We start from the raw sequence: 16421 nt of genomic DNA, 5'->3' as shown, positions 1-16421 counted from the left end.
CGCTCACCATAACGATTGGTTAAATTTTCTCGCGATCCGGTTTGCGCCGACGACCAGAATGAGCCCGATCACGGATTCGAACAGACCCATGGATGTCGTCAAGCTGTAAAGCCCGTTTTGGATCCCGATCGTGTAAATGTACGTGCTGATGACGTTCGATACGTCCGACACGACTGCGTTCTGCAGGTTGTAGATCGGATCGAAGCCGACATCCATGACGCGCCCCATCGCAAGGATCAGCATGATGGTCGCCGTCGGAACAATGCCGGGCAGGGTGACGTGCCAAATTTGTCTTAGCTTCGAGGCTCCGTCCATGCTCGCCGCTTCGTACAGATGCGGATCGATCGAGCTCATCGCGGCCAAATAAATAATGGCGCCGAAGCCGGCTTCCTTCCAAACGTTCGACCCGAAAAAGATCGTCAGCCAAGAGCCCGCCTGATATAGAAACGGGTACTTCGCGCCCGTCCATTGCTCCAGCAGCGCATTCACGACGCCGGCCTGAGACCCGAACAGCGTAACGACGATTCCCCCGATAATGACCCAGGAGAAGAAGTGCGGCAAATACAAAAGCGTCTGCACCGTTTTCTTCCACCACATTCTGCGTACTTCATTGAGCATGACCGCGACCAGAATCGGGAACGGAAACCCGATCACAATGCCGAAGAAGCTCAGCAGAAAGGTATTTTTCACAATCTGAAGCGTCTGGGGGTTGCTGAATATGATCTTAAAATTGTCCAGACCGGCCCACGGGCTCCCCCAGATGCCCTGCATCAGGTTATACTGCTTAAAAGCGATCACATTGCCGAGAATCGGAATATACCGGAAAGCTACAAAAAAGGCGATGACCGGAATAAACATCAAAATTAACGGCACATTTTGCTTCAGCCTTTTTCTTTGGAGCCTGCGGACGTTAGTATGGGCCTCGGACGTTCTCATCGGATACGACAGCGTCTGCTTTTGAATAGGATCATCCCCTTTCCACGCTTTCACGGATCTGTTCTTCCCCGGTTAAACTGCTGAATCTGCTCGTCGAAGGCGTACAAATCGTCCAGGAGGAACAGCGCGTTCTTGTTGTCCGCGTACCACTTCGCATAAAATTCGTCCACCTTCGCCCCTCCGGCCTGCTCCCAAACGGCCTTCGCTTCGCTGAGCGCCTGATCCGCCGTAAAGCCGGGACCGTTCACAATCGCCTTCATCCAAATGTCCCCGCGGACGACGCCCGTTCCGATCTGCTTCTCCACATTTTTCACGACAATCGACAACGCGTCCGGAAGCAGCGGCAGGGCCGTCGCATTTAAGGCCGGAACCGGACGCTCCTTGCTGATGTAGGCCTTCTTCGCCTGGCTGTTCAACTCGCTCAGCGCCTTATCGGTTGCCGACGGGTTTTCCATAGAATCTCCGAAGGCGCATTTTCCGAACAGCACCTCCGAGGTCAGCATGTTCAGATCGGCGGTATAGACTTCCTTCTTGTTTTTTTCCGGGTCGATTTTTTGCGGGCAGCCGTTGCTCCCTTTGCGCCAATGCACCCCTTCAAGGCCGTTCTTGATGACGATGGCGTTCTCCGGCTTGACCATGAAATCGATATACCGAATGACGGCCTTCGGGTCCGCCGCTTTGGCGTTCACGGCCGCGACCATTTGCACCGGCGCCCCCAGGACCGGGCTAAACTGGCCGAATTCGCTCTTCGGAAGCGGCAGAATGGCGTTGTTCCCCTCCGGATTGTTTTTCTTGAACGTGTCGTAATCGCTGCTGCTGAGACCTTGATGCAAATACATGCCCAATTTGCCGCTTAGAAAATCCTGCTTCGCCTTTTCCCCGTTTTTATCCGTCAGGAAGTCTTTGTCGACTGAGCCTGCGTCAAACAACGTTTTCTGGAAAGCAACGGACGCCTTCAGACGATCCCATTCGTGCACAACGCGATCGCCCTGGATGTCCCAATCGTTCAGACCGTGGCCGAACATGTGATTCATGATCGTGAAACCGTTTCCACTTAAGTTGACGCCAAACGTATCCTTTTTCCCGTTGCCGTCCGGATCGCGATTGGCGAATGCTTTGGCGACCTGCAGCAGCTCCTCCGTTGTTTTCGGCGCTTCCAGCTTCAGCTTTTGCAGCCAGTCCTCGCGAATATAAATCGCGTGATTCGTTGTCAGGGGAGTGACTCTGCCGATTTCATACAGCTTCCCGTCGTCCTTGGTGCCCAGCTTCTTGAGCAGCGGAACCTTGCTCATCAGCTCCTTATAAATCGTGCTGTGCTTGTCGATCAGTTCGTCCAAGGGCATCAGCAGCTTTTGGGCGTACCATTGATTTCGGTAATTCGTATCATACTCCAGAATTAAATCCGGAGCGGCAGCGCTTGCGAACAAAGCATTGAATTTCTGCAAAGATTCCCAGCGCGGAACGGGAACGTATTTGACATCGACCGGCCCATGCTTGTTGACCCATTCGGTCCAGCGGTTTTTGTCCCAATTCCCTTCCTCCGGCGGAATGTTATTCCGGTCGTAAATGGAAACCGTAATGCTGCCTCGCTTGGGTTCCGTCTGTTGTGCCTCGGCCCCTTTCTTCGCCCCAGACGTGTCCTGGTTGTTGCATCCGGCTGCCAGCGCTCCCGCCGCCAATACGGCGGCCACGCTTAACACAACCCCTCGATTCCGCCCCTTTTTGTTCATCGATCGACTTCCTCTCTGCCCTAATGTGCTCTAATGTACTTGCATTCCTCCGGGTGAAGCCGCAAGGAATGTATGCTCAATGTAGCGCTATCCGAACTGGAAAATCAATCTACAAGATTCACCCCGTTAGCCTAAAGGAAAAAGGAGCGATAAGCCTATTTCGCACCATATGCAAAATGGAAAAAGCCTTCCGTCACGAAAGGCTTTTTCCGTGTTTTTTCCTGTATTCGCCGGGGGTGGTCCCCTCTACTTTTTTGAACGCGCGAATAAACGAGATGACGTGCAGGTATCCGACTGCGCTGGAAATTTGCTGCAACGACAGCTGCGTATTTTCCAGCAGCTCCTTGCTTTTTTCGACCTTGATGCCGACCAAATAATCGACCAGCTTTACCCCGAATGCCTCCTTGAACAGACGGCTTACATATTTGCCGTTCAAGCCGAATTCCTCGCAGAGCAGATTGAGGGACAACTCCGGGTTGGCATACTCCCGCTCGATATAGCTTCTCACTTCCCGAATAACGGTATATTTGCTGCGGCTCTCCTGGAGCAGCCGGATTTTCTTTTCGGTGTCCGTCAAGATATCGAGAAATTGGGTCTCCACCTCGTCGACCAGGTCGAACGTATGCAGCACCTGGTTGAGCCGCGGCAGCGTCTCCGTCTTCCAGATCTCCCGAACATTCGGCGGAAACTCCATCATCTCGCGATACAAATGGTAGATGAAGTAATTCATCAGATTGACATGCTCTTCCCGGGAGAAGAGCGCATCCTTGACCTCCGAAAAAATCTGGCCGTAGATCAACCGCCAGTCCTCTCCTCCGGTCCGAAACGCTTGCGCCAGAGAGCGGATCAGCTGCAAATGCCGGTACGGCTCTCCTTGCAGCTTCAATCCCCTTTCGTTGTGAGGAATGACAAGGTTCAAGCCGAGGCTCGATTTATAGGCCAGCGCCGCCAAAGCTCCGGCATACGACTGCGGAATATCGTCCACCTGCGCCATGCACGGTCCGACGCCGACGGTGACGGTGAAGTCCAGATTTTTTTCCACCCACGCCCTTGTGCTTTCGGCAATGGATGCGATAAGCTGTTCGTCTCCGTTCTGCGCGTCCGCCATTTGAAACAGCACCGTCAACCGATGATCCGCCGTCCACTCCGGCCATACCGTGACCGGCAGCGGCTCGGCGATTTCTTTGACCACGCTATTCAGGACGAACTTCAACAAGTATTGGTCCCGTACGGAATATCGTTCCTTCATCGCGGAATATTTGTCAATTTCAAATACGGTCAGGCCGATGCTTGCCACAGGGGACCGCGTCCAGAACAGCTCCAGCTCCGTCGCCCAATCCCGCGGGTTCGCAGGCCGCCGTCCTTCCAGCAGCTGCAGGAAAAAATGCCGCCGCCGGTAAATCACGTCCTCTTCGTGCAGCTTCTGGTACGCATTCGATTGTTCGATCAAATTATCCAATGCCTGCTCGATAAAGTTGAACTCGTCCTTCGCTTTCTTCGTCAGCTTACTGCTCTTGTGCATCGAGTACACATTGATCCGCGAGATGATCGATTCGATCGGCTTGTAATTCCGCCTTGTCACGTAAGCCATCCAGACGGTGCCCGCCGCCACAACGACGAAACCCGAAACGATCCAAAGATACGAGAATACCGAAGCATAGCGGAACAAGTGGTTATCGTATACCCCGCCTTCGTATGACCATCCCGTATAATCGGATACGAAGCGCGACATCACGGTCCCTTCCTTGCCCTTATTCTCGGGAAGCGGATCGGTGATAAGATTGCCGTTCCGGTCTGTAATTTCCACAAAGCTGACCTGGGAGCTCGACATGCCGGCAATCATTTTTTGAATTTCCCGCACGGCGATGTTAATGACGACGACTCCCTGCTCCCCGGTCATCAGCGGATATCTTCTTACGATGGAAATGACCGAAGCCGGCGGGTTATTCTCCGGATCGGGGGCGTCCGAATAGGTTCTTCGCTCGGATAACGTATAAGGGACGCGCGAATCCAGATGCCCGGTCAGGAAGGCCCGGTCTCCGAATTTTTCGAGCGGAACGAACACGGCGGGACTAATCACCATGCCATCCGAGAAACGGTATAAATAGACGGAGTCGATAAAGCTGTTAAACGTGACGAGCTCGTTTATTTTTTTGGAAGCTTCATAAGTGGAGAAATAATGTTGCGAACCGGCGTTCCCCCGAAAAAACGTCCGGAGCTTGTCGTTCGTCTCGATTTCATGGATCAGCATGCCGTCCGTTTCGCGCAGCGAATGGTCGATCATCTGGATCACATGCCGGACGTACATCTGATTTGCGCTCATCGTTTCTTTTCGGGAGAGGTCGCTAACGAATAGAAAGGCGAGCAAAATTAAAACGGAAGTCAAGCTGAAAAAGATCGGAAAATAGGAGAACAGCAAGCGGTAAAACCACGTTTTCTTCATAATTCCCCCCGGGACGAATTCTTCATCATGCTTCGCCGCGTCTCATGCAGTACTCCCGGAGGTTTATCAAACGATCGTAGGTGAGCGGCTTTTTCTCACCCTATATTCTAGACTATAAATTGGCACTTGGCATCTTTTTTTTCCAATTGTAAACATGCCCTGCGCGGCCGGGGATCGGAGCGGCTTCCCTCAACAGGATATGCAGCCGTCACTTGAATCATAATCAGTTTGATAGGTGTACGGCACCGCAGCCGTTGCCGGAGCTATGGTCCTTCGATAAGGAATGTTCTTGATTCAGCACCGGCATCACGGAACGGAGCAGCAGCAGCCCGGCCACCCCGGTCATAAAAATAACGACCGCCATCCCCCAGCCCGGCAGCACGCCGCCGAGTATGATGTTCACTCCTCCCAGGATCATGCCTCCCCGGAAAGCCATGCCGTTGATCGCCATGTAAGAACTGCGCGCGTGATCCGGCACGATGTTCACCAGAAGCGCCTGGCTGAGCGGAACGTAAATCAGCTCGCCGACGGTCGCGACGAACATCATCAGCACAAGCAGCGCCGGCTGGTTGCTGTACGCGAGAAAGCTGTATCCGGCGATGTTGAGCGCAAGCCCCGCGTACATGATCCGCGAATCCGAGCGCTGCTTGATCAGCGCTGCGATCACAAGCGACAGCAGAACGACGAGCAGCGTATTCTCGGTCCGCAGCACCCCCAGCATTTCCATACCGTCAATCTGCCAGTCCGTCCATGGCAGCCACGGCGTCAACCGCATTTCTTTCTCCAGACGAATCGCAATATAGTCGACCAGATTAATCTCCACGGAGTAGAGAAGCACAAAGGCGCCGACATAGACCATAAACGCTTTGTCGCGCAGTACCTGCCGGTAATTGGCCCACAGCTTGCCTTTCTTCGGCTCCGCCGCCCCGGTTGGGCCGCCTTCGGGCTGTTTCCAGGCTTCGGTGATAAAGATCCAGGTGACGGCGAAGGAAACGAGCGTCATGAGCCCGACGGCAAGGAACAGCTCGAACAAGTAATCGGCGAACAGAACCGCTCCGACCATCCCTGCTGCGGCAACAGACAGATTGTTGGTCCAATACGTAATCCGGTACATCGCCTGGCGGGCATGCGGCTCCGTCACATCGATCAGCATCGCCTCGATGGCGGGCTTGTGCAGTCCCCAGCTCGCGCTGACGGCAACCGTCATGACGAGCGTCGCGACCGGCGATTGGCACCAGGGCGAGTTGACGGCAGCCATGACCAGATAAGCCGCGGCGATCGCCGCTTCGGAGATCAGCATCATGCGCTTGCGGCCGACCCTGTCCGCATAATAGCCGCCCAGCATGGCAAAGACGAGCCCCACCGCGATATTGAGGATCGCCACGAGGCCTGCGGCCGTCGCCCCGAGCGTTTTGGCAAAATAAACGGACATGAACGGCACGACCATGCTGCCGAGCACCCCGGTCAAAAAGCTCATAACAATACGAAGTTTAACGTTTGGATGGAAATCCCGAAATCTCATTGCGCGCTCCTTGGAAGCAGAAAATAAATAAAACGTTCTTGAATAGGTTATCTTTGGAAGCCGGGTCGGTCAAGTGAAGGTTTGATTTAGGATAATTGTCCGCCGACGGAATATAGATAATAACGGCCCCGGGCAGCAGGCACAGTCAAAGTCCCACTTTCTTCAACTGCATCCAATTATCATCCTTGACAACCGAAAGAAAAGCACTACAATGATACTAAACTAAGTAGATGAATTTACTTGGTTTTAAGCAATTCGACTCGTCTGTAGAATCTGCGTCAGAGCCGCAGCCGGAAGTCCTTTGTGCTTCATGCCCGCGCTCCCATGCGTTTCTCGTTATGTACAAAGGGGGAATCGGATTCTCTAATAAAGCAAGACCTTCTGATCGAAGATGGATCGAAGAAAGTCCGCTATTTATTTTATGAATCCTTGGAGGTCGTTCGGCATGAATCAAAAAACGTTAATCATCACGCTCGGCGCTTTGGCCGTGGCGATCAATGTCATCGCGGGAACGGTCGTCGGAAGCCTGAAAATTCCGTTCCTGTTCCTCGACGTCATCGGTACGATCTTTATCGCCGCCGTCTATGGCCCGTTCTGGGGCGCGCTGGTCGGCATCCTGACCAATCTGGTCCTGGGCGTGACGTCCGGCTATTCGTCGATTCCTTTTGCGCTAGTGAACGCCACCGTCGGGCTGATTGTCGGCTATACCGCACGAAAATACGGATATACGCTGCGGTCGGCGCTCGTCTCGGGCCTACTGCTGGGCATCGTCTGCCCCGCCATCGGAACGGTCATCGCGATCGGCGTCTTCGGGGGATTAACGGGCGGCGTACAGGATATTGCGGTGCTCTGGCTGAAGCAAGCCGGCAGCAGCTTGTTCGCTTCGGCGTTTCTGCCCCGTCTGGCTGAAAATTTAATCGACAAAATCTTGTCGGCCCTGTTCGTCTACTACGTGATCAAAGGCATTCCGCAGTCGCTCCTCAAGCGGCCGGCCAAACGCGGATCGAAGGGGGCTCCCCATGCAGCGCAGTAAGAAAATCATCGTCGCCTCCCATTGCGTGCTGAATCAGAACGCCGTCGTCGCCGAGGAAGCCCGGAGTCCGGGCGTGATGAAATCGGCGGTCGATTGGGCGAACGGGCAAGGATACGGCATCGTCCAGCTGCCCTGCCCCGAGTTCACGTTTCTCGGGCCGGAGCGGCCCCCGATGACGGTCGAGGAGTACGACACGCCGGAGTTTCACGCCCATAACCGGAACATTCTGCTGCCGTTCGTCGAGCAGTTGAAAGTATATCAGGATCACGGCTACACGATTGCGGGCGGGCTCGGCATTAGCGGAAGCCCTTCCTGCGATCCGGGCAAAGGCGTCTTCATGCAGGAATTCTTGACGCTGGCCGCGGAAAAAGGCGTGCATATCGACTTCTTCTGGCAAATTCCGAATACGGAGGACGGCTTGTTCGATCCCGCCGACGCGAAAAGCGTCTACGGCCCGGTCGCCACTCCGGAAAGGCAGTGATTACGACTTATGATCTCGATTCGAAACGTATCGTTTTCTTATACCGGCGGCGAACCGCCGGTTTGGGCGCTTCGCGATGTCAGCCTGGAGCTTGAGCCCGGCGAATTCGTCGCCTTCCTCGGCCCGAACGGCTCCGGCAAATCGTCGCTAACGAGGCTGCTGAACGGCATCGAGCTGCCGACGGAAGGCTCGATCCTTGTCGAGGGTGACGATACTGCCGACCCTCAAGCGGTCCCTTCCATCCGCAGGCGCGTCCAAATCGTATTTCAAAACCCGGAAAACCAGCAGGTCGGCCTGACGGTAGGCGAGGACATCGCTTTCGGGCTGTCGAACATCGGCTGGCCGCAAGAGGACATGCAGCGCCGGATTCGCTGGGCGCTGAACGCGGTCCGGCTCGACGCCGACGAAGACCGCCTCGTGACGCAGCTGTCGGGCGGAGAGAAGCAGAAGCTGGCGCTGGCTTCCGTGCTGGCGCTCGCCCCCCGCTGCCTGATTCTGGACGAAGCGACCTCGATGCTGGACCCCGTCTCCCGGAAGCAGTTTGTGCAGACGCTGCACGAGGTTCGTCGCGAGCATCCGTTTACGCTGATCTACATCACCCACCACTTGGAGGAAGTGTTCGAAGCAGACCGCTGGGTGCTGTTCCGGCAAGGCGGCGTCCAGACCGTCGGGAAGCCTGCGGACCTGTGGACGCAGGAAGAACTGCTCTCCGGCTGCGGGCTGGAGCTGCCTTACCCGCGCCGACTGGCGCTGGCGGCGCGGAGACTGGGCGTTCCCGTTTCCGATTCGCCCGGGCCGGAGGAATGGAGGAAGCTGCTATGCGTATCGAGCTGAAGAACGTGTCGTTCACCTATGGCGCCTATGGCAAACGGCGACGTAAAAAGGAGTCTTCCTCCGCTGCCCCGACGGTGCTCCGAGAGATCGGGATGACGATCGACAAGGGCGAGATGCTGGCCGTTGCCGGGAAGTCCGGCTCGGGGAAGTCGACGTTCACGCAGTTGCTCAAAGGGTTTCTTTCCCCGACCGAGGGCGAGCTGCTGCTGGACGGGGTCAACCCGCATACCGCCAAGCGTCCGGAGCTGTTCGACCGGGTCGGGTACATTTTTCAATATCCCGAGCATCAGCTGTTTGCGGCGACGGTGTTCGAGGACATCGCCTTCGGCCTGCAGCATGCCGGGCTGACGCCCAAAGCGAAGGAGGCGCAGGTCCGGGCGGCGATGACGGCGGTCGGCCTCGACGATGACGCGTTCGCAAGCCGGAGTCCGTTCGAGCTGAGCGGAGGCGAGAAGCGGCGTGCCGCTATCGCCGGCGTCATCGTGCTGGAGCCGGACGTGCTCATTCTCGACGAGCCGACGGCCGGTCTCGATCTGCCTTCGCGCCAAGCGCTGTTCGAGCTGCTGCACCGTTTGAACCGGGAGAACGGGATGACGATACTGTGGGTCAGCCACCAGCTGGACGAAATTTTGGAGCACGCTTCCCGGCTCATTGCGCTGAAGGATGGCCGCTTTATGGCCGACGGGCATCCGGCGCGATTGTTGTCCGATCCGCAGCTTCTGGCGGCCTTCGGCTGGGAGGAGCCTCCGGCGCTGGCTATACGCCGAATGCTTGGAGGCGGCCCGGTCCTTCCCGAATCGGTCGAAGAGACCGCTCAACGGATCGCACGAAGGTATGCGGAGCGGTCCAATCCAGTCCTACTTTCCTAAGGAGCGCCTGACCTATGTCCGCAACAAGCGATTTGATCTACCAAAAAAGAAACTCGTGGCTGGAGCGCTGGGACCCGCGCATGAAGATTGTCGCCGTGCTGCTGTTCGGCCTCAGTCTGCTGCTGAACCACCACCTGCTCCTGAAAAGCACCCAGCTCGCGCTGCTCATCGTCCTCTGGGGCGTTGCCAAGCTCTCTTGGCGCGTGCTGACGCTGACTTTTTTGTCCCTGCTGCTGTTTTTTACGTCCACGATGATTTACCAAGCCATCCTCACACCTGTTCCGGGGGGTACGTGGATCACGATCGGCTTCGTCACGTTCTCGGTGGAAGGCGCCGTGAAAGGCGTCGTCATGTGCGAGCAGATCGCCGGGATCGTGCTGCTCTTGTCGCTGCTCGTGCGGACGACTTCGCCGATCGTGCTTGCGGAAGGGCTGGAGCTGCTGCTCAGTCCCTTGAAGAAGCTGAAGGTGCCAGTGCATGAAGCGGTGATGATGTTCGCCATCGCCCTTCGCTTCCTCCCGCTGCTGCTGGACGAATTCGATAAGATCCGCAAGGCGCAGACGGCCCGGGGCGGAGGCTTTCACCGCAAAGGGGTAGCGGCCCGCTTCCGGGGCGTGCTGCCGATGCTGCTGCCCTTGTTCGTGCTCTCCATCCTGCGCGCCAGAGATTTGGCCGTTGCGATGGAGTCCCGCTGCTACCAAGGCGATACCGGACGGACGCCGATTCGCGTATACCGGTTCCGCCCGCACGACTACGCCGTGTTCGCTTTTGCGCTGTCGAACTTGACGCTGATTTTGCTCTGGTAAGCTTGCCCGATCCGGCTGCCATAGCCCTCTTCGATCCGGTTCCCCGGTTTCTCGAAGAGGGCTTGTTTGTTTTGTTTTACGGCAGGCCGAATGTCCCTCATTCGAAAAGGAGGGATTTCGCACGAGGATGCAGAAGTATTGGTGAGAGCAGGAATTTTCTGGGGATTTTGTAGCAAAACGTTTAACGGAGTGATTGTTATCAACGAAACCTACGCCAAAATTTTGGAAATCGCCTACCGGCTGTTCGCGGAGCACGGGTTTGACAAAACAAGCCTGTCGATGATCGCCAAAGAAGTGGGAATTTCCAAGCCCGCAATCTACTATCATTTTCCTTCCAAAGATGTGCTAATCGACGTTCTTTTCGATGAAATCGCGAAGGAAATCGACTTTTCGAAATCCTTTTCCATCCAGAACTATACGAAAGACAACTTCGAAGCGAAGCTGCTGGCCGACGGCTGCCGGATGATCGAGGACCAACGGCAGGACGAATACTTCCCCCGCATCCTGAACGAATACATGATCCGGGGCTCCCGCAACGAACCGAAGTACGAGCAGCGGTTCCACGCGGTGACCGAAGGGTTCGCCAGCGGGTTCGAGGAACTGCTGACGCACGGCGCGAAGCTTGGCGTCGTTCCGGACGAGCGGATTACGGCCAAGGCGCATATGCTCACGATGGTGATCGACAACATCGGTAACTTTATGATGATCGGCTTCAAATTCAACTATGAGGACATCTGGCAAGAGGCGGTCAAAAGCGTGCTTCGGAGCGAGGGATAAGCAAGTAAAAGCCAAACCACCTTTTCCAAAGGAGTAGATGGCCGTGAATGCGAAACGGATTCGTTGCTCTGTGCTGCTCGCATCGATCCTTGGCGTCGCCGGACTGACTTCATGTTACCGGACCGGCAATCCGGAAGCCGTCCCGCCGGAGCCGGTCTCCGTCGTTCTGAACAGCTTGGGATTTACGTTCCCCGAGGGCCTGAACGAGAACCGTAACCCGTATCTCGACTATATCAAAGAGCGGACGAATCTGGATATCCGCGTCATAGTGCCGCCTTCCGAAGGATATGAAGTGAAGCTGAACGCGCTTATGGCTTCCGGCAATCCTCCGGATATGCTGAGCGTGTTCAGCGACGTCTGGGTCGCCAATTATGCCAAGAGCGGCCTCCTCCTGCCACTGAACGACTACATCGACCGCTACGGCCCCGCGCTGAAGGCGAGCATTCCGAAGGAGGCCTGGGATAAAGTCACGTTCAACGGCAACATCTATGCGGTTCCCAGCGTCAACGATGTACGCGGCATCGAGCTGATGTACGCGCGGAAAGATTGGCTGGACAAGCTCGGCCTGAAGCCGCCGCAAACGTTGGAGCAATACTACGAGATCATTCGGGCGTTTGCCCGCAGCGACCCCGACGGCAACGGCAAGCAAGATACGCTCGGACTGATCCTGATCGAAAAGATGGGACGGTCCTCCCCTTTTTTCGGCGCGTTCGGCGTCCAGCTCGGCCAATGGCTGGAACGGGACGGCAAACTGGTCTATGCGGACATTTTGCCCGAAACGAAGGAAGCGCTTACTTTTCTCCATCGCCTATACGCCGAGCGGCTCCTCGATCCCGAATTTCCGATCAACAAAAACCGGAACCTCGATCAAAAAGTCGCATCCGGTCAAGTCGGACTGTTCTCGGCGACCTGGTACGATACGCGCGGACCGATTGAACTGAACCGGAAAAACGACCCGCAGGCCGAGTGGATTCCCCTTGATTATCCTGTCGGACCGGCAGGGCGCAAGGGCACGTACGAGACATCGCTGATCCGCCAGTATCAAGTCGTTCCCGCCCATAGCCGCCGGGCCGGGGCCGTCATCCGCATGCTGAACTTCATCGCCGGGGAGGGCAGCCGCGAGTTGAAGCTCGGCTTCCGGAACCAAGTCTGGAGCGAGCGGAACGGACGCATCGTGACCGACTTTACGGAGCACGACAAGCATCTGTACCGGGGCATGTACTCCTCGCTCGTCGATGTGCCTTCCCCGGCCTTATTGAAGGAGCGGCTCGATTCGCTCGGCCCCCGCTTCCAGCTGTACTCGAACATTCAGACGGTCGAGCGGAACGTCATTCGCAACGAATTCCGGGGTCCCCCGACTCCCGCCATGGAAAAGTACAAGAAGAAGCTGTCCGCGCTCCTCGACGTTTTCATCAAGATGGTCGTCGGCGTTATTCCTTTGGACCGGTTCGAGTCGTATGCCGACTGGTGGAGGCGGGAGGGCGGCGACGAAATCACGAAGGAAGTAAACGAGTGGTATCAAAAGCAGCTGGAGGTGCGTTGATGCGACTGTGGCCTTGGTTATACAAACGGTATACGGAAAAAATTCAGCTCCGCCTCACTGTGTATTTCGTCCTCGTGCTGGTCCCTCTCGTCATCGTCAGTCTGTTCGTCAACTTCCGTTCCCAGCGCATCCTGCTGGAGCAAACCGAGGAGCGGACCAAGGGCGCGCTGACCTCTTCGATGGATTATATCGAAGTCACGTTGCAAAATGTCGAGCAAATCTCGACGCTGGCCGCTACGAACAACAACATTCTGAGGCTGCTGAACAAGACGGGACCGGAGTTGACGGCGCAATCGTATGTCAATTTTTTCGAGATCATGAAGGAGCTCTCCAGCGTCACCTCGATCAGCCCGATGGTCTCCCAAATTTCGCTGTATCACGCTTCCTCCCGGATGCTGCTGAACGCCACTAACGGAGGCAAGCTGATCGAGCATCCGCTTCAGGTGCTGAGGCTGCAGGAGCTTGCCGAGGCCGGAGGCTCTGCCATTACCTATGTCATGCCCGACATGGAGTTTCCCGAACGGCAGACATTCGGCTCCGTCATGGATACGGACAGTATTTCGCTGGTCCGTACGATGGATCTCAACAACCCGGACCGCGAGCCGAACCTGCTTATCATTACTTTGAACAAAGACAAGCTGCTCGACTTGCTCGTGTCGCTGCTGCCGTCGCCGCAAGCGCAAATCGCCCTCTATAACGATAAGGGGCACCTGGTGACGGGAACGGAAAGCGCCGACCGGACGCGGAACGGCGCGGACGAAGAGAGCGGAAGCGGGTCCGAGATTTCGACGAAGGTCGATTCGGCCTACTACAAATGGTCGCTCGTGCTGTCCCAGCCGAAGGAAGAATTGTACCGGGAAACGAACCTGAACCGGATGTATACCTTCATTATTATCGGAATCAGTATCGTGCTCGCTTGCCTCATCTCCTGGGGGGTGTACAGCGGCATCGCTTCTCCCGTGCAGCGTTTGCTGAAGGGCATGAAGCGGGTCGGAAGCGGCAACTTTAACGTCCGGCTGGAGAACGACCGGGCCGACGAGCTCGGTTACTTGACCCGGGCCTTCAACAAGATGGTCGAAGAGCAGCGTCATCTGATCGAAAATTATTATGAACAGCAGCTGCAGCTCGCCAACACGGAGCTGAAATTTTTGCAGTCGCAGATCAATCCGCACTTCCTCTACAATACGCTCGATTCGATCTATTGGACCGCCAAAAATTACGACGCCGACGAAATCGGCGAAATGGTGCTGAACTTGTCGAGCTTCTTCCGTCTGAGCCTGAGCAAAGGACGGGAAACGTTCTCCGTGGAAGAAACGGTCACGCACCTGCACTATTACATTCGGGTGCAGCAGCTCCGTTTTCTCGATTCGTTCACGGTCAGCTACGAGCTCTCCGAGGAAAGCAAGAACGTCCCTGTGCTGAAGCTGATTTTGCAGCCTTTGGTGGAGAATGCGATTCTTCATGGGCTGGAAAAGCGCAGAGACGGCCGTCTGCTCATCGCCAGCCGCGTGGAGGAAGGCTGTCTGGTGCTGACCGTGCAGGACAACGGGTCCGGCATTCCCCCGGCGCGGCTGGAGCATATCCGCAGCGAGCTGGCCAAGCTGGCTGCATATGAATCGGGGAAGCTGTCGTATAGACAAAGCAACCCCAAGGACTTGTTCGGCCTGCGCAACGTCATGTCGCGCATTCTCATCGTTTACGGCCAACGGGCCGAACTTCAACTATGCAGCGCGGAGGGCCAGGGCACGACCGCGACGCTGATTCTTCCGCTGGAGAAGTGCAAGGAGAATCACGAGCTGGAGCCTCCCCATCCCGGTCTGCACCAAGAGGTGAAGCTGGCATGAACTTATTCATTGTCGAAGACGAAATTCGCCTGCGCAACAGCCTGATGCATCATATTCCGTGGGAGGACCACGGCATCGAAGTGATCGGCACGGCGGAGAACGGGCTCGAAGCGCTGGAGCTCTTCGAACGCAAGAAGCCGGATATCGTGCTGCTGGATATCGAAATGCCGCAGATGGACGGCATCACGCTGGCCCGAAAGCTGCAGGAACTGGACCCGCTGGTGAAGCTGATCATCCTGAGCGGGCACGATAATTTCGAATTCGCGCAGGCTGCAATGGACGTCGGGGTGATGAAGTATTTGCTGAAGCCTGCCGGGGACGAAGAAATTCTGAAAGCCGTGCTGGAAGCGGCCGAACAGCTTCGGCAGGAGCTGGAGCGGATCAGCAATCAGGCGATGCTGCAGGAGAAATGGCGGCAGCATTTGCCGCAGCTGCGCAACAGCTTCTTCCGGCGCTGGGCGGAAGGAGCTTACAGCCTGCCCGAAGCGGTGCAATACGGCAAGGACGTGCAGTTCGATCTGAAGCCGGACCGGAAGCTGGCGGTCGCCGTGCTCGACATGGACCCGCTCCCTGAATCGGATACGCGCTTCGGCCCGAAGGACCGGCAGCTCCTCTTATTTTCCCTCCACAGCATCGTCAGCGAGCTGCTTCAACGGTCCGGGCATTCGAGCTTTACCGATCCGGAAGGCCGTACCGTCATTCTGTTCGATGCGGAACCGGACGAGGACCCGAACGGCGTTCTGCTGCATGCGCACACGACGGTGACCCGGCTCCTCGGAAAGGTGAAAGAATGTCTGAAGCTCACGGCGAGCGCGGGCATCAGCGGGGCAACCGGCGGCCCCGGGGAGCTGCACAAGCTGTACGCTCAAGCCGGTAAAGCGTTGCTGTGCCGTAAAGTGTACGGACGGGATATCGCGATTCCGTACCGGGAGGAGCCGGAAGGGACTTCCGCGCTTACGCTGCAGCCGACCTTGGAGAAAGGGCTTGAGATCGCGCTGGAGACAGGCGATCCCGGCAAGGCGGAGGAGCTGGCTTCCGCGCTGTGGGCGGAAGGAATGGGCCGGGCCGGGTCCGTGGACGATGTGCACGAGCATGTGCTCTATTTCGTCAGCCTGCTGACCCGGACGATCCAGCGCCAAGGCTGGCGGGTCAAGGAAGTGACCGGGGACGACTACGTGTTCTTCCACAATCCGCTTCAGCTGACGACGAAGGAACAGATCCAGGCATGGCTGAGCCGCACGGTCCGTCATATCGCCGCTTACGTGCAGAACCAGCGCCAATGCATCAGCCATGATACGGTCCGGACGATCCTGGACATCGTCGAGAAGGAGCTGGACTCCGAGCTCACCCTGCATACGGTCGCGGACCGGCTGTATGTCAACTCGTCCTACTTGAGCAGGCTGTTCAAGCAGGAAACCGGGAAGACGTTCTCCACGTACGTGCTGGAGCGCAAGATGGAAGCCGCCAAAGCCGCTCTGCTTAAAGGCGCCAAGGTTTACGACGCTGCCATGCTGGCCGGGTATCGGGACGTGAGCTATTTTACGAAGGTATTCCGCAAATATTGGGGCGTCACGCCAGGGGAGATGAAGCCCTGAAGCCGTGA

13 protein-coding genes are annotated in these 16421 nt (G+C 56.6%); 9 read left to right on the top strand and 4 right to left on the bottom strand.

The features are described 5' to 3' along the window. Window positions 1–3: 3 nt before the first annotated feature. From KQX66_RS05560 to KQX66_RS05545, 4 genes are all read right to left on the bottom strand, one after another. Complete coding sequence (locus KQX66_RS05560; RefSeq protein WP_308647131.1) at window positions 4–990, bottom strand: ABC transporter permease; 987 nt, start codon at window positions 988–990, stop codon at window positions 4–6. Further along, the gene (locus tag KQX66_RS05555) at window positions 987–2666 is read right to left on the bottom strand and encodes an extracellular solute-binding protein (protein ID WP_216790746.1); all 1680 of its coding nucleotides are present in this window, start codon (window positions 2664–2666) and stop codon (window positions 987–989) included. The genes KQX66_RS05560 and KQX66_RS05555 overlap by 4 nt, the downstream gene beginning before the upstream one ends. Before the next feature lie 193 nt (window positions 2667–2859). Beyond that, window positions 2860–5109, bottom strand: a complete 2250-nt coding sequence (locus tag KQX66_RS05550) for a helix-turn-helix domain-containing protein (protein WP_216790744.1) — start codon at window positions 5107–5109, stop codon at window positions 2860–2862. 223 nt (window positions 5110–5332) lie between these two features. After that, window positions 5333–6631: an MDR family MFS transporter gene (locus KQX66_RS05545; RefSeq protein WP_216790741.1), complete on the bottom strand. Its 1299-nt coding sequence runs from the start codon at window positions 6629–6631 to the stop codon at window positions 5333–5335. A 445-nt stretch (window positions 6632–7076) separates the two neighbouring features. Between KQX66_RS05545 and KQX66_RS05540 the strand changes: the two genes are divergently transcribed. The 9 genes from KQX66_RS05540 to KQX66_RS05500 all read left to right on the top strand — a co-directional run bounded on the left by KQX66_RS05540 (window position 7077) and on the right by KQX66_RS05500 (window position 16413). Further along, the gene (locus tag KQX66_RS05540; RefSeq protein ID WP_253956948.1) at window positions 7077–7664 is read left to right on the top strand and encodes a CD3073 family putative ECF transporter S component; all 588 of its coding nucleotides are present in this window, start codon (window positions 7077–7079) and stop codon (window positions 7662–7664) included. Beyond that, entirely contained in the window at window positions 7651–8145 is a 495-nt protein-coding gene (locus KQX66_RS05535; RefSeq protein WP_216790737.1) for a CD3072 family TudS-related putative desulfidase, read from the top strand. Before KQX66_RS05540 ends, KQX66_RS05535 begins: the two co-directional genes overlap by 14 nt. Before the next feature lie 9 nt (window positions 8146–8154). Continuing rightward, window positions 8155–8979, top strand: coding sequence for an ATP-binding cassette domain-containing protein (locus KQX66_RS05530; protein ID WP_216790735.1), 825 nt, complete (start codon window positions 8155–8157; stop codon window positions 8977–8979). After that, window positions 8964–9848, top strand: coding sequence for an ATP-binding cassette domain-containing protein (locus KQX66_RS05525; protein ID WP_216790733.1), 885 nt, complete (start codon window positions 8964–8966; stop codon window positions 9846–9848). Before KQX66_RS05530 ends, KQX66_RS05525 begins: the two co-directional genes overlap by 16 nt. A 14-nt stretch (window positions 9849–9862) precedes the next feature. Continuing rightward, entirely contained in the window at window positions 9863–10654 is a 792-nt protein-coding gene (locus KQX66_RS05520; protein ID WP_216790731.1) for an energy-coupling factor transporter transmembrane component T family protein, read from the top strand. A 141-nt stretch (window positions 10655–10795) separates the two neighbouring features. Continuing rightward, window positions 10796–11431 carry a TetR/AcrR family transcriptional regulator gene (locus KQX66_RS05515; protein ID WP_308647129.1) on the top strand — a complete coding sequence of 212 codons (636 nt, stop codon included), beginning with the start codon at window positions 10796–10798 and terminating at the stop codon, window positions 11429–11431. A gap of 37 nt (window positions 11432–11468) precedes the next feature. Continuing rightward, window positions 11469–12974, top strand: coding sequence for an extracellular solute-binding protein (locus KQX66_RS05510; protein WP_216790728.1), 1506 nt, complete (start codon window positions 11469–11471; stop codon window positions 12972–12974). Next, on the top strand, window positions 12974–14818 hold the full coding sequence (locus KQX66_RS05505; protein WP_216790726.1) for a sensor histidine kinase: 1845 nt from the start codon (window positions 12974–12976) through the stop codon (window positions 14816–14818). Before KQX66_RS05510 ends, KQX66_RS05505 begins: the two co-directional genes overlap by 1 nt. Beyond that, entirely contained in the window at window positions 14815–16413 is a 1599-nt protein-coding gene (locus KQX66_RS05500) for a response regulator (RefSeq protein ID WP_216790724.1), read from the top strand. Before KQX66_RS05505 ends, KQX66_RS05500 begins: the two co-directional genes overlap by 4 nt. Window positions 16414–16421 lie beyond the last annotated feature (8 nt).

The organism is Paenibacillus oleatilyticus, from assembly GCF_018998565.1.
Lineage (GTDB): Bacteria > Bacillota > Bacilli > Paenibacillales > NBRC-103111 > Paenibacillus_G > Paenibacillus_G oleatilyticus.
This window is presented reverse-complemented; position numbering and strand designations above follow the sequence as displayed.

Excerpts from the sequence above, each read along its gene's own strand:
- KQX66_RS05540 (WP_253956948.1), top strand. The coding sequence starts at position 7,077 with ATGAATCAAAAAACGTTAATCATCACGCTCGGCGCTTTGGCCGTGGCG.
- KQX66_RS05535 (WP_216790737.1), top strand. The coding sequence starts at position 7,651 with ATGCAGCGCAGTAAGAAAATCATCGTCGCCTCCCATTGCGTGCTGAAT.
- KQX66_RS05505 (WP_216790726.1), top strand. The coding sequence starts at position 12,974 with ATGCGACTGTGGCCTTGGTTATACAAACGGTATACGGAAAAAATTCAG.
- KQX66_RS05520 (WP_216790731.1), top strand. The coding sequence starts at position 9,863 with ATGTCCGCAACAAGCGATTTGATCTACCAAAAAAGAAACTCGTGGCTG.
- KQX66_RS05500 (WP_216790724.1), top strand. The coding sequence starts at position 14,815 with ATGAACTTATTCATTGTCGAAGACGAAATTCGCCTGCGCAACAGCCTG.
- KQX66_RS05510 (WP_216790728.1), top strand. The coding sequence starts at position 11,469 with ATGGCCGTGAATGCGAAACGGATTCGTTGCTCTGTGCTGCTCGCATCG.
- KQX66_RS05545 (WP_216790741.1), bottom strand. The coding sequence starts at position 6,631 with ATGAGATTTCGGGATTTCCATCCAAACGTTAAACTTCGTATTGTTATG.
- KQX66_RS05530 (WP_216790735.1), top strand. The coding sequence starts at position 8,155 with ATGATCTCGATTCGAAACGTATCGTTTTCTTATACCGGCGGCGAACCG.
- KQX66_RS05555 (WP_216790746.1), bottom strand. The coding sequence starts at position 2,666 with ATGAACAAAAAGGGGCGGAATCGAGGGGTTGTGTTAAGCGTGGCCGCC.
- KQX66_RS05525 (WP_216790733.1), top strand. The coding sequence starts at position 8,964 with ATGCGTATCGAGCTGAAGAACGTGTCGTTCACCTATGGCGCCTATGGC.
- KQX66_RS05550 (WP_216790744.1), bottom strand. The coding sequence starts at position 5,109 with ATGAAGAAAACGTGGTTTTACCGCTTGCTGTTCTCCTATTTTCCGATC.